The 13,818-nt window shown below is 59.1% G+C and carries 10 protein-coding genes and 1 pseudogene; 4 read left to right on the forward strand and 7 right to left on the reverse strand.

Annotation, left to right across the window (positions count from 1 at the left end; translation table 11 throughout):
* Positions 1-56: 56 nt before the first annotated feature.
* Positions 57-380, reverse strand: a pseudogene (locus tag BN2475_RS18980) (branched-chain amino acid ABC transporter substrate-binding protein); the annotation flags it as partial.
* Between the two features lie 604 nt (positions 381-984).
* On the opposite strand from BN2475_RS18980, the gene BN2475_RS18985 reads away from it, so the two are divergent.
* Positions 985-1,995, forward strand: coding sequence for a LysR family transcriptional regulator (locus BN2475_RS18985; protein ID WP_094781046.1), 1,011 nt, complete (start codon positions 985-987; stop codon positions 1,993-1,995).
* Between the two features lie 70 nt (positions 1,996-2,065).
* Here the strand turns inward: BN2475_RS18985 and BN2475_RS18990 are convergent, their stop codons facing one another.
* Positions 2,066-2,914 carry an N-formylglutamate amidohydrolase gene (locus tag BN2475_RS18990; protein WP_094781047.1) on the reverse strand — a complete coding sequence of 283 codons (849 nt, stop codon included), beginning with the start codon at positions 2,912-2,914 and terminating at the stop codon, positions 2,066-2,068.
* Positions 2,915-3,326: 412 nt separating this feature from the next.
* Here BN2475_RS18990 and BN2475_RS18995 point away from each other — a divergent pair, with 412 nt between their 5' ends.
* Positions 3,327-4,106, forward strand: coding sequence for a pyrroline-5-carboxylate reductase (locus tag BN2475_RS18995; protein WP_245841402.1), 780 nt, complete (start codon positions 3,327-3,329; stop codon positions 4,104-4,106).
* 71 nt (positions 4,107-4,177) lie between these two features.
* On the opposite strand, the gene BN2475_RS19000 is transcribed toward BN2475_RS18995, so the two are convergent.
* Both BN2475_RS19000 and BN2475_RS19005 read right to left on the reverse strand, forming a co-directional pair.
* Complete coding sequence (locus BN2475_RS19000; protein ID WP_143325811.1) at positions 4,178-6,217, reverse strand: hypothetical protein; 2,040 nt, start codon at positions 6,215-6,217, stop codon at positions 4,178-4,180.
* A 41-nt stretch (positions 6,218-6,258) separates the two neighbouring features.
* On the reverse strand, positions 6,259-7,884 hold the full coding sequence (locus tag BN2475_RS19005) for a hypothetical protein (protein ID WP_143325812.1): 1,626 nt from the start codon (positions 7,882-7,884) through the stop codon (positions 6,259-6,261).
* 816 nt (positions 7,885-8,700) lie between these two features.
* Here BN2475_RS19005 and BN2475_RS19010 point away from each other — a divergent pair.
* Both BN2475_RS19010 and BN2475_RS19015 read left to right on the forward strand, forming a co-directional pair.
* On the forward strand, positions 8,701-9,471 hold the full coding sequence (locus BN2475_RS19010; protein WP_094781050.1) for a hypothetical protein: 771 nt from the start codon (positions 8,701-8,703) through the stop codon (positions 9,469-9,471).
* 77 nt (positions 9,472-9,548) lie between these two features.
* Positions 9,549-9,800, forward strand: a complete 252-nt coding sequence (locus BN2475_RS19015; RefSeq protein ID WP_094781051.1) for a hypothetical protein — start codon at positions 9,549-9,551, stop codon at positions 9,798-9,800.
* Between the two features lie 56 nt (positions 9,801-9,856).
* On the opposite strand, the gene BN2475_RS19020 is transcribed toward BN2475_RS19015, so the two are convergent.
* The 3 genes from BN2475_RS19020 to BN2475_RS19030 all read right to left on the reverse strand — a co-directional run bounded on the left by BN2475_RS19020 (position 9,857) and on the right by BN2475_RS19030 (position 13,773).
* Complete coding sequence (locus BN2475_RS19020; RefSeq protein WP_094781052.1) at positions 9,857-10,543, reverse strand: response regulator; 687 nt, start codon at positions 10,541-10,543, stop codon at positions 9,857-9,859.
* 87 nt (positions 10,544-10,630) lie between these two features.
* Entirely contained in the window at positions 10,631-11,749 is a 1,119-nt protein-coding gene (locus BN2475_RS19025; protein WP_094781053.1) for an FAD-dependent oxidoreductase, read from the reverse strand.
* Positions 11,746-13,773: a LodA/GoxA family CTQ-dependent oxidase gene (locus BN2475_RS19030; RefSeq protein WP_094781054.1), complete on the reverse strand. Its 2,028-nt coding sequence runs from the start codon at positions 13,771-13,773 to the stop codon at positions 11,746-11,748. Before BN2475_RS19030 ends, BN2475_RS19025 begins: the two co-directional genes overlap by 4 nt.
* Positions 13,774-13,818 lie beyond the last annotated feature (45 nt).

Raw genomic sequence — 13,818 nt, forward strand, 5'->3', positions numbered from 1 at the left:
AACCCACCACCGTAAAAAAGCAGGTCGGCATTCGCTGCCTTTATGTTGGTCAACTACGCGTTGAACTCGACGGCCTTGTCATTGGTGTATTCGGTGACGATGATTTTTCCGCCGGCCGCCTGCACCGCCTTCTTGAACTCCTGGACTGCCCCTTGACCGAACGCGGTGCGCTCATCAAGCACTGCAATGTGCTGGGCATTGGCCTCCTCGAGCGCCTTCCGCACGCCGGTCTCCATGTCCTTGCCATTGGCGGCGTTCAGTCCGGTCAGGGGCGCAGAAATCCCGATCTTCACCACCTGCTCGGCGGATGCGAACTGCACGCTTGCGGCAAAGAGGGTGACGCCGACTACGGCGACTACCAGCGAATGGAGCTTGAACATGTTGATCATTGGTTCAGGAAAGTGCGTGTCTGGCGCTCGGCCGGGAACATCGACAAAGTGCTGTGGTTCCGTTTCGGACGCTGCATGCCTTGAACAAATGTTCATCATATGCGCTGCCAGAGCAACTATATATCCGAACTAACACGGATCAAAAAAAATTTCGCGCCCTGTTTACACTATATTCTTGGCATTTTCTGGGTAAAGCAGGGGTTTTCACCTACTTCAGCGCTCCTTATTTTAGTGAACAATTGTTCAACATACACGCTGGCAAAAAGATGCCATCCCGATTGCCTTAAAATGAACATTCGTTCAATTTCACTGATGACTGCGTTCCGAGAACACCTGTCGGGCGCGCGAGCGATGCCGCGAAGCTCTCCTCAATCAACTGTGGAATCGGGAAATGCAAGAACAGAAGACGCGGACCGCTGAGATTGAGATCCGCAAGGACGACCCAAGTCAGTACGAAGGGATGCGCGATCGACTGATGTCATGGTCGACGCATGATCCGCGATGATTCCGTGCGCCACATCAGGCCTTGCGCATCGAGACAAGCTATGACTGACAGGCGAAAGACGAAAGACTTTTCTAGCAGGCAAGTAACATCATGGCGACCATGAAAGAGAGTGCTCCTGAGCAGTTCCCCGATTGGGGTCTGCTCGCGAGCTGGGTAGCGGTTGTCGAAGCCGGGTCTATTTCAGACGCCGCAAGTCGGCTTGCCATTTCCCAGGCAGGCGTCTCCCTTCGCATCAAGGCTCTGGAATCCATACTCGACACGAGCCTTCTTGACCGCGCCACCCGACCGGCACGCCCGACCGCCGCCGGTCAACGACTGTTCGAGCACGCGACTGTCCTGCTGCAGGGCGCGGACCAGATGGTCGAGAGCGTGCGCAACGTAACCCGCGCCAAGCGCGTCGTTGTCCGCCTTGGCTGCGTCGACTCGTTCGCCGCAACGATCGGCCCCATTATCATCAGGGCCCTGTCGGGGACATCGCACCAGATCAGGTTGTGGTCGGGAATCACGCCGACGCTGGACGCACAACTGGAGGCCCGACAGGTCGACATGGCAGTGACGACCACCAGCTTCTCAAACGCTGCTGGCATCAAGCGCCAGAAGCTTTTCACGGAGCCGTACGTGGCCGTCTTGCCCAAAAGCTTTGAAATCGATCGGATCACGACCCTTGCGGAACTGAGCCGTCACCTTCAATTCATCCGATACAGCTCGCGCTCCGTGATTGGACAACATGTCGACGCCTACCTGGCGTCACATGGTGAAGATATCGACCGCACGTGCGAGTTCGACGCGACAGATCCCATGCTGAGCCTGGTTGCCGCCGGACTGGGATTCGCGCTCACGACCCCACTATGTATCTGGCAGTCCCGGCACTACCTGCCGGAAATCCGGGTCGTGCCACTCGCCATGTTCTCCCGCCAGGGACGGCCGTATCAGCCTCTAAGCAGGTCATTCTTCCTCGCGCATCGCGAGAACGAACTGGGGCATCTGCCCGCCGATCTTTATGATCTGCTCAAGCGCACATTCGAAAAGCAGGTCTCGCGAGACATCGCCAAGGCACTGGGGCTGCGACCGGAGGAAGTTTGTCTTCCGGACGACGAGTAGCAAGTCTGAAAGGGCTTCTTCGAATCCGCGCCTCCGATCCGGACTGCCGCAGCCGCAGATACCGCTGACGCTAGTCCAGACACGCGTTGCGGAGTTCGCCAGGCAGGTCGCCGGTCACGCGCGGCGCAGCAAGGCCGTCAACTGCCCGTTCAGCAGCGCACAGAATTTCCGCCATCAGCGCATCAGGTCCAGCCTCGCTGTGCAGTTTGCCCTGCGCAACCTCAAGCTCTCGCCGCCAACGACCTGCAACCTCCAGCTCGATAACGTGAACACCGCACTCTGGCCGGCCATAACGCTGGGTGGCGAAGGCGTCGGTCAACTTTCCGTTCACGACCCACGACCGTTCCAGTGCCTGCGCCGCCTGCGTCATGGCGCTCACAATCGCTCTCGCGCTGGAGGCACCATGGTTGGTGCTGAAGTTGCAATCAGCTGCCCCTGGCTGCGTCCGATACGGGGACAACCATGCGCCCGCATGCGAGACCAGCATCAGCACGTTATCGTGCTTGTCGCGAAGCCGGATCAGTTCCCGCAAAACCGACGCATGAAACGGCTTCCAGTAGTCCTCGACCCGACGTTGCACATCCGCCTCGCTGGGTTCGAACCCTGGCGGGTAGAGCGCCTCCCCGCGCGACGTATGCGTACGGCAAAGACCCAGCCGGTTCAATCGCTGGGACAACCCCGTGTTGTTCGCCGCAACATTCAGGTCAATCACGCATGGATGAAGTTCGGCGGAAATGCAGGTGATCCCGCGTTCCCGCGCAACTGCACCGAGAGCCTTTCCTCCCGGGTCCGAAAGTCGGCCATTGACGGGTTCCCAGGCAGGATGAACGAGCAGATCGGTGGGAACCAGTGTCCCAGTGTGTGGTGTCACGACCATCACCGCTGGCTTGCCGCGAAAGATCGTGTCGTCGTTTTCCATAGTTCCCCTCTTCCCGATCTAGCGTTAGTGCTTCCAGATTCAAATGCGAAGCGATGACCAAAATAGCTCATCTGAACGGGGAAAACTAGAGTCCAAGCACTGCTTGCCTTATGTATAAGTGTCTCTGATGAGATTCCGCGCGAGTCACTCCGTGGTGGATACTCCACTGATCAGGTGGCGATGGAACAGACTGGCAGACGACCGCTTGCTCAAATGCTTCGCTCATCGGGCAAGTGCATGAAATGCTCTGGATCACTGCGGGGCAACTCGCGCGTCATCCCGTTGTTGCCGGTTTCGCCGCCCGCCGGGAACACGGCGCCAGTTGATCGACGTAACGTTCCAGTTTGCGTCTTTACCGCTAACCAAAAGGCTCTCTCGTCATCCCAGCTGGGGCGATGGAAATCAGGTGAGGATGTTCGAAATGAGGATTGGCTTTGTTGGAACGGGTGGCATCACGCGGGCGATCGTAACCGGCCTTCTCAAGGCGGGGGCGGGAATTGAAGCGATCGCCGTTTCTAACAGAAACGCTCACATCGCAAAGGACCTTGCGGCACTGCATCCGAAAGTTCGGGTTTGCGGATCGAATCAACAGGTCCTCGAAGCATCGGATGTGGTCTGCCTCGCGGTTCGCCCCCAGGTGGCGCGAGACGTTATCCGCGAGCTCGATTTTGCACAGACGCATAGAGTCATTAGCTTCATTCCTGGCTTGCGGACGGACGAGTTGGCCAGATTGATACCGCACGTTGCCGGCATCGCCCGCGCCGTCCCGTTGCCGGCAGTCGAACAGCGCATCGGGACTACCTCGGTCTACCCGCCCGATGATGCCGCGTGCGAGTTATTTTCCACTATAGGGACCGTCGTCGAGGTTGAAAGCGAAGATCAGTTCGACTGCCTGCACGCTGCCACTGCGACAATGGCCAGCTACTTCGCGTTCATGCAGAGTCAGGCGGACTGGCTCATCGCAAAAGGTTTGCCGCCCGAAAAAGCCCGGAGTTTTCTTTCGTCATACTGTGCTGGAATGGCGCACCGCGCCGAGCACACAGATTATTCGTTTCCCGAACTTATCCAGCATTCGATCACGCCGGGCGGCATTAACGAAAAGGTGCTTCTTGAACTATCGTCTGCCGGCGCATTCGATCTCTATCCGCACGCGCTCGACGGTGCGCTGGCGTGGATCAACGGGGTTCGCTAGACCGCTCGGCTTCGGCGTGATGCGATCAAGCTGGTGCGCTCGCTGCGCGCCGGAGACTTATCCGCGCTCTCCTATAAGCCAGTGTTTGCACTCCGCGACGTTGGGGCCACGCCACCGGCTGAAGTCGGCATCCCTGTATCCATGCGAATATCCATTGCCTTCGCCAGTGCCTTGCGCATTGGATCGACTTCGGCACGCAAGGTCTGGAGAGTCCGGATTGCTTCGTCGATGGTCTCGTTCACGCCGATATTCGCGACGCCGGCCGCAGAACCCCGCGATGTGCCCAAGGACGCAATGCGCAATTCGTTGCGCTGGCACTCATAGTTCCAACCGCCGTTATTGTGATGGAACATGTACGGTTCGTAGTACGGCAGGCCTGCATCGCGGCCGCCACCTTCTTTCGGCCCTCCTTCGAGGGATCGCCGCGAAGCCGCAGCCTCGGCTGCGGCAGCCTGTTCCTGATAACCGAGTCGTAGCGTAGTGTCGAGCTGATCTTCGTAGCTATCGACTTCGGGCAACACGGTTGCGATCATCGCGAAGCGTCCGCCGCCCGCTCCCTTGCCTGCCGCTGCGCCCGCCAGCTTGCTCAGTTTGTCTCTGAAAATCCGTTGATTCTCGCCATATTGATTGACAGCATTATTGAAATTCGCGATGGCCTCAGTGAACGCGCGGGATGCCTTCCGAACCTCATCCAGTTCTCCACTGACCTTGTGCTCCGTGTATGCCTGGTTGTACTTCGCGATCTGGCTTTGCAGCCCATTGAGTTCGGCATCGTACACCTGGTCCGTGATCCAGTCGACGACCGGTCCAGCCGCTCCGCCGACCTTTTCGGCTCCTTCGACACCCAGCTTCTCGAGGCCCTTACCGGCGTATTCGAGTCCCTTGCCCACGTATTTCTTTATCTTCTCGATTTTGCCCTTCAAATCGCTCAAGGCTTTCGCCTGCTCAGGGTTGTCTTCGACAGGAGGAATACCGCCCTCGAATGTATTGAGAGCGGCGTTGTACGCGTATGCCGCCTGACTCACTTTGCTCTGCGTGCTGCCAACTGCCTGCCCGGATTTCACCATCTCCGTATGTGCATCCTGTGCTTGATTGTGAACGCCGAGGAAACCCGTATCCCGCTCCAGCTTCTTCATCGCGTCCTGCGCTGCGTCGGTATCGGCGAAGCCAGAAGCCTGGACGATCTGTTCACCGATCTGTCCGGCTGTTGCGTCGCGCGAAACAACGTTGGATACGGTCAGATGATTCACCTGGGCTTTAAGCCGCGCATAGTTGATCTGAGCCTTCCGCAATCCATCCTGGAAGGAATCCAGCGTTCGGCTTTGCTCGCCAGCAGTCACGAGGTAGTCATTCAGCTGGCTGATTGCGGTCTCGTTCGCCCGCATTTTTTCTGGCGTGACGCGTTGCGACGACACGACGAAGGCACCGCCGGCCTTGGCGCCCTGCTCCATGGCCGGACGCCATTCTTCGATCTTGCCGGCGAGCGTCTGTGCCGCGGAAACGTCGTTGACGTTCGATACCTGCGTGGCCGGCACCTGATTGAGATTGCGCTTCTGATCCTCGATCGCAGCCCATTCGCCCGCATCGGCAAGGTCGCTGAGATCCTTCGCCTCATCGCGCTGAACGTGGACGCTGCCGCCCGGCGCCCGATTCACGAAGCTGCGGCTGCCCTCGACCTTCGTCTGAACGACGCTCTGTACGAAGCGATTGCCGAGCGTCCGTTGCATTTCCAGCACCGCATTCGGCGAGACGACGACGGATTCGAAGGACACGCCGTCCTTGCCGGTTCCGACGCTAGCCATTGCGCCGCTCTGCGCAGCGGTGGCCCGACGCTCGCGACCAGGTCGCGCCGACGCCGTGTCTGCGGATGACTCGCTCGTCCTTTTCCGCTTGCTGGTTTCCCGGGCGCACACGCTGTGACTCGTTTCCTGATCAAACTCTCGCATTTTTCCCGCCTCCTGAAAAGACGACGTCCGACGTTGTCGATGCCATCCCACCACGGTGACGCCTCCTACTGGCCGCCGCGCACCATGTGCCCGTTCCGGTGAAACGTCGTGAGTGTTGATTTCTTCCGCGCCGTAGCACCGTTCGCACGCGCGGTCGCGTTTCATTGACCACCTTGTCCGCCTTCCAGTAGCTGGCGTTCGCTCTCTCAAGACTGCGCGGGTCGCGGAGCGCCTCCCGGCTGCGCCGGATCCTCACGCTGTTGCTCAGCGGGATGTAGTCTCTGGCTGATGTCCGAGGGAAACAACGCCTGCACCAGGCGGTCAACGAACTGGAAAAACCTGTCGGAAGCGTATCCGGCCACGAACGCGATCGCCAATGGAGACAGTTCCTTTCCGCCGTACACCAGTTCGCTGAACAATCCGATGGAGATACCGACGATGACGGCCGTCGTCACATGTGACCGGTTAGCGACCTTTGAATATTCGGGGTGAAAGAGGCATGCCGCGGTGTCGTCGCGCAACTTGCGGAGAATGGCCGCGGTGGCGCCGAGCCATGCATACAAAATCGGCAGGATGAACCCCGTCGTCATTCCGACGAACGTGAGAATGTTGTCGCGCGCATAGTTCGCCGTCGCGCGAATCTGCTGATAGATGGCGATTTTTTGAAAGCCTTGTTTCACCGTATCGTCGGGAATCATCCGGTTCTTTTTATCCGGCGCGATGCCGATGTCGAACAGCGGCAAATCGATTTCCAGCGCGTGACGTATGGAGTCGGTCGTGCACTCCCAATCGGCGGCGGGAGGCGGATCAGGCCAGATCAGACGGAATCCGTACTTCACGCCGTTGAAGAAGGTGAATCCTTCATCGGGCACGTCGGCGATCTCCGCCCTGTCGCAATCCTTCGCATACTGGCTTGGCACCATGCCCCAGTTGACGCCCCACGGTTTTCCAAATAATTCAAAGATTCGTTTTCCTATCGAATTTGGCACCCAGAAGAAAAACCCGCTGATGGTTTTCGTTCGTTCGATGTCGGAATAGAGCTGACGGTTGTTGGTGGCGAACTTCTGCAGCGTATCTTTGATCGTATCGGCTTCCGGTGAATTCTGCATCTGCGCCAGCACGTCCCCGGACGGATGCTCATTCGCCTTTGTGAGCGCGGCGGCGTACGCCTGCAACTGGTTGTGCATCATAAGGGCGATCGGATCGTTCTTCTGGATTCCGTCCTGAATGTCGTCCGATATCTGTCTGATGGCAAACAGCAGGCAAGACAAAACCAGTACGAAGAGCGTGAGCGCCGCCGCGGAGATCGAATAGTTTCTGGTTGCTCTGCGCGCGCCTCTGCGCGCTTGCGCGCCCACGGTTTCCCCTACGACGGGCGCGACCGCATGCGTAATCCGGCTCATCGCATCGTAGAACGGTACCTCGACCGTGGCGGACCAAGTGAAATCTTTCTGTGCCTGGCGTGCGACGGACAGCGCCTCGATATCGGGCCTTGAGATCGGCTTTCCGGTCAGTCCCGCGTGCGACACGACATCCGCGCAATGCCTCAGATCATCCGCGACTTTCGCGTTCGGATAAGGCGCGTGCGCCACGATATACGCCATCGCGTTATAGAAGGCAGCTTCTGTTCCCGGGCTAACCTTGGCGGCTTCCAGTTCCGCACGCGCGGTCTTGACGGCGCGGAGCATGAATTCAGGAATTCGCACGCCAGTGCGCGCTGCGAGCGAGATGCACATCTCGCAGCGGGCGATGTCACTCTTCAAATTCGAGCCCGGCATCTCGCCGTCTGGCGCGTCGCCGTTCTTTCCTTCCATTGAAGACGCAGAACTCATAGGAACCTCCACTGCCGAGATTCAATTGCCTTAAACCCGTGTGACCGCAGTTTTTTCGTGAACGGCCTACACCGTCTTCCACGGTTCGCGACTGGGAAACAGTCACGATCATCCCTGTGAGAAAGGGAGTGCACACGTGGAGCGTACAGCCATAAAAACGAAAGAGAGGCCTGCTTTTTTTAGTCAGTCGTCTGTTTTAGCGGATCGGTGCATCAGCGTCTGCCCCCGGATTGTCGCTCAGGCACGCCGGAAAGCACGAGAGGCTCAGGATTCTTCACGGGCGCGATGCTCTGTCACACGGGCACGGGCTCGCTTGTGCGCGCCATCGAACGTGCACAGCTGGACTGTCCAGCCGCCCGCATACCGGTGCGGCCTACAACGTTGGAACTAATCCCGGACGGACGACGGAATTTTTGCCCACGCTCTTCAGGGCGCGCCATCGCGCGGTCATGCATGAGCGGCTTAGGCCGCCCGGTGTAATTCGCTCGGCCAATTCGCGTTCGATGGGTTCCAGCGCTCCCTCTTCTACACCACGATCAGCCCTCCGCGATATCGGATGTAGTTCGTCCGGCCGATTGGCGTGCGTTTTCCGGAGCTCTACTCTGCAAGCGTCTCGAACGGTGCGCTGACTCTATCGTGCCTCCGTGTCGGAACGTATGGCTTGCCATCAGTCCGCAACCGATGGGCAGGCTGAACACAAATGGATCGACTCAAACAGGGCAACGTCATGACCTTCCTTCCACAGTTCCCTATCACCCAGTTGTTTGCCGCCAGGCGTTGCACCCGTCAACGAGATCTTGCTTGCCGGAGAACGTCATGGCCACGTTGAGCTACCCGGACGGCGCCGGGATCGATGATGACGCCGCGACACTAACCGATCTCTGGCATCGGCGCACCAGTCTTTCCGGCATGGAGATGGGCTGCATCTACACCCTCGTACGGCGTGCGTTGCGTGGATACCATCCGTGCGAATTGCGGGCGCTTTCCGAAGATAAAGACGAACTCATCGCGCAGTTCATCTTTTCGCGCGTGCTGAGACTGGATGCCGATCACGACGCGCCGCACGAATCCACTACAAGCGCACCCTTCAACGCCTACGTGATTTGCGGGTATTTCAGGCGTTACCTGATTGACTGCCTACGCAGTGCGAGGCACCGCCGCAACGTCTCGATCGAGATGGATGGCGTTTCCGCCGAACTCGATACCCATGCACTATCGCTCGCCGACCCTGTCGAATCGGTTCTCGCAGAGCACGGTCTCAACGAATCGCGAACGCGGCAGGCCGCGCGTGCGTTCGTGCGCTCACTCGATGAAGCGGACCGAATCATTCTTGTGGGCAGCCTTGGGGCGTATTGCGGCGTGAAAGGGGGGCTCAAGGGCATCGCGGATCAGCATCGCCTGCCGTCCTATCACTATCACGCGCGAAAGCTCGGCGTCACTATGAAGAAGTCGGCGAATCCCGAGGACTTCGCCAATACAAAAATCGGCGGCTGGATGAGAGCTACGCTAGGCATCGAGATCATCGCCGAGAACCGGCCCGTCATTCTAATCGTCCTGAATCTGCTTGCTCTCGATGCGCACGAGTGACACGCAACGTCCGGCACGACATGGGGGACCGCGTAACGGGCCTCTCGCGGCCCGCAAAACCGAAATCGAGGCTTCAAATGAAAACCGTGGAAGAGCAGTCCCTGCGTTATCAGGTCAACAAATGGCTCGCGCCGACGACGACACGAAGCGTGCATGTCGTCCGCTTCAGCCGAACGCGTTCGGACAGAAGGCGCTACGTGTGTGTCGAATCCAGTCACCCGATGAACTCGCATGCGCTCTTCTTCTTTCGACATGACGACGGCTGCTGGAGAGTTTTTCCCGCGCTGCCGGACAGGCCGCAGTTCAATGTAGAGCGTCGTGCAGCGTGAGTGAACACGAAAGCCCCTCGGGTCGACTGGCTTCGCCCCGTCACGCAGCGACCAAGTCAGCCAGCCCGGCTCGACCTGAAGGTGATGCCGAGCTGACTCACCGCGACCACAGCCTGGGTTCTATTCGCGACATGAAGTGCGCGAAGCACGGAAGCGATATGCACCTTCGCCGTTCCTTCCGCCAAGCCCAATTCCCGGCAAATCAGCTTGGTCGGCTTGCCTTGGACGAGCAATTCGAGCACTTGCATCTGTCGTTCGGTAAGAGCCTTGTCCGGCAAACGAAGCGCAGGGGATGGCGCATCGGGTTCGCCGTTGTCTCCTCTTGCAGGTGGTGGTCTGGTGCCGGGGGCCAGGAGCGCCGCGGGCGGAATGTAAACACCGTTGGCAAGGACGAGCCGCAACGCGCTCATCATCACACGGCTGGTAGATGACTTGGGTATGAAACCCATCGCCCCTGCGTCCAATGCCTCGATGATCGTGGCCCGATCGTCGCGACCCGACAAGACAACGACGGGTAGGCCTGCATATTCGGCGCGGAACTGACGTAATGCCTCCATGCCCGAGACGTCCGGCAGCGACAAGTCGAGCAGAACCAGGTCCAGATCGGTTCTCTGCCGCGCAAGCCTGAACGCCTGTTCGCAGTCTTCGGCTTCGACGACTTCGGTACCCGCATCAAGTTGCATCAAGACAAGCCGCAGGCCCTCCCGGAACAGCGCGTGATCGTCGACCAGCATAATCTTCATTGCCGTTCCTTCGCTTATTCCTGTTTGGGACGCGAAACCTGTAGCCATTTTTCGGTTCGCGCCACCAAGACATCCTTGCCATTCTCCTCAATGCCGGCGCTGCCAGAAAAGTGACGCTGGCCAGCGCATTTCGCGACCATAATAGTATGCGCGCATCCCAAGATATGCTGAAAAACGCTGTTCCACCCGCGCAGCGTAGTGAGCGAGCGCACCGGCGTCCCCACCGAGGCTGGATTCTATCGCTGCTGCGGCGTCGAGGCCGGACTGCAACGCCTTCAATACGCCGGACGACGAAAGTGGGTCGTAGGCACAAGCCGAATCGCCTACCCTCAGCCATCGCTCGCCGTGAATCGACGTGTGGCGGTAAGTGCTCGCCGCCAGCAGGTGAAGACTTTCCACATCGGAGGGTATTCCGACCTGCCCGCACGTATGAGGCGCCTCGTTCAGCCGGGCGACAAAAAAGCGCAAGAGATCGTGGCAATGACGCTTCAATTGATCGCCGTCCGTCATATAGGCGACGGCCCGTCGGTTTCCCGGCAACAGGGCGCTATACCACCAGCCCTCGCAAACCGCTTCCAGGAGGGTGCGCGCATTGCGCTGCCCGCACGGCGGGATGACGAAGCCGACCAGTCCAACAAGCTTGTCGTAAACAATGCGGCGCTGCCGTCCCGGCAACGGCGAAGCGCCCCGCCCCGTGGCGTCGACGACGAAACGACTGCGCAGAGTGATAGGCCTGTCACCCGCGCGCTGCGCCTCGATCTCGACACCGTTGGCATCCGCTCGGCAATGTCGCGCGGTACTGGCCAGCAACACGTGTACCCCCGCGTCCGCGGCGCGACGCGCCAACATGGCATCGAAGCGACAGCGATCCAGATGCCAACCGTGGCCGTATGGATTGAAGATGAAATCGTTCTGGTAAAGACCTTCCTCTCCCCATACAGAGGCTATTCCGCTGCTGGGCAAATGCGTGTCGGTCTCGAAGCGTTGCAGCGAATCCAGCGCGGCGAGAGGAACACGGCATTCTGGCGGTAATGTTTCGCCAATACGGCGCGTGTCGTAGCAGGACCGTTCGAGCACCGTAACGGCCAGACCGCGTCGCGCCAATGCAATTGCCGTAGCGCATCCCGCTGGGCCGCCCCCCATGACGACGACGTCCAGTGTGCGCGGTACAGGACATTCACGAGACGCAACGTGAGTCGCTTTCATGGCGAACGGGAAACGATCGTATCGTCGCGTTTGTTCTCGGCGCGTTTGGTGCGCGGCGAGTCAGGCCGGTCAGGCAGGTTTTTGCCATCTGCTGGCTCGTCTTTGCGTTTGTTCGGTTCGTTTTTGCGTTTGTTCGGCTCGTCTCGTGGGCTCAGCTCGCCTCGTTCGACTCGCTCCTCCTCGACATAGATCGTGCCGCTGGTGATTTCGCCCTTATCGTCCTTATCAATATCTTCTGCCGTGGCCGGGATTGTCCAACCGTCCGCTTTTGTCAGCCGCTTCGCCTTCACGATACCCAGACTCGACCACTTGTTTAGCATGTCCCGACTGTCGTTGATACCGAAATGCCACAGTTCCATTTGTTCCGATAACAGGTCTGCCGGTCGATCCAGATTCTTGTCCAGATCCTTGTCGTCGCGACGCAGCACCAGCACTTTGTCCGGATGGGTGGCAGGCCACCAGGTTGCGTCCCCGCCCATCCGACACGCGTAAAAGTCAGCCTGCCATGGCACTGCGAGTCCCTCGGTAATCCGGCCTGCTCCCATGTCGTCGGCCGGCTGCTTCTCCTGTGTGGAATCTGCGCACCATAATTCCGAATCGGGATCGATTCGGCATAGCGCCTTGTAGAGACGTTTGTCCTTCATGATGCGTGACGCTTCTATTCCCGGGAAAAGCGGGCCACCCGAGCACGCTTGCAGCGCAATCCGGTCGAGCGCTTCACATTCGAACTCCTCAACCTTCTCGCAACGGTCGGTAAAGGCTCCATTGGCCCAGTTGCGCATGTGCCGATACTGAATCGGAGTGAGAGCAAGTACTTCCGACGCATCGTTCGACTTCGCGAGCTTATTGTCGTCGTCGTGCAGCCTCGGCATCGCGACCTCACGCGGCGGCACGCTACTGTCAGGATCTCGCAAGTGGGCAAAAAGCATTTGCCGGTATCGAATCGCCTTTTCAAACACACTGCCCGGCGTGGGCGCATCATCGGAAGGCTTGGCGAGCGCGGCAAACAGACTCGAGGTTTCGTCGCTCCACGAGCCGTGCTTGTCCGGCACTTCGGAACGCATCACGCCCGCAAATACCCACCGATATCCTCTTGCCCGCCTGAGAATAGGCAACACGTCGCGATGAAAGTTGGTTTCGCCTGGTTTCGGTAGCGCCAGCCCGCTCTGGTCCATCCAAGCCTGATAACAGATGTCATACAGCGTGACAAAGCTGCTGATGTCCGGAGCGTAGTCAGGCGGCGCGACGATGACCCAGGACGGCTCGGCGTCGATCCACGCATCGCCGTCTTTCACGCGGATTGCCGCAGTCACCGGTCCATCGGACGTATCGTCGCACCAGCCATCGTTGTCCGCAGCGTTATCGAGCGACGCGGGCTGTGATGACGCAAAAAACGATTCGCCTTTACCACCTACTACCAGCAGCCGGCCGTCGGAATCCGTGTGGATTTCACCAAGCATCACCGGTCTGCCCTGAAACGTCCCGGGATCGAATGACGCATCGAGGGGCACGGCCTTGCCGGGTCCGACGTGCAGGCTGCAAGGAGGAGGAGCGATAATCAGTTTGTCGCGGTCCCAACCCGGATTGCGAAGCATCTCTTTCGAGGACGATTTGTCCGTGTTATCACGTTCAAACTGGGCGGCGGCTCCTTTGCGGTTTCTCAGTCGCACGGTCCATTTGATTTCCTGAACCTGCGCGCCACAGAGGACTTCTTCAGCCTGCTTTAGCACGCCTTTACTGTCGCGCGAGCATTTGTATATCCTGAAGCGCGCAGCCTGGCGCTTGAGCATTCCCTGGCCGTCACGATACATGAAGGGCTGAGGAGGCTCGGGCTGAGAAGGCTTGCCTGCCGTATCGCATTCAAAAGGTGATCGCCTCACTCGCAAGCCATCTGGGCCCACCCGGTCGGGCTCCGGTTCCGGTCCAACGAAGTACCGCTCTGAATTTCCCAGCCGGGCGATCCCGATCGACGGATGGATCTCGTAGGTAACCTTCGCGCCCGCGTCCGCTTTTTCGTCTATCACTGAAGTCTCCTCAATGAAAGGGGCAGCATTCTTGCGTCGAAACAA

Source organism: Paraburkholderia ribeironis (genome assembly GCF_900019265.1).
Taxonomy (GTDB): Bacteria; Pseudomonadota; Gammaproteobacteria; order Burkholderiales; family Burkholderiaceae; genus Paraburkholderia; species Paraburkholderia ribeironis.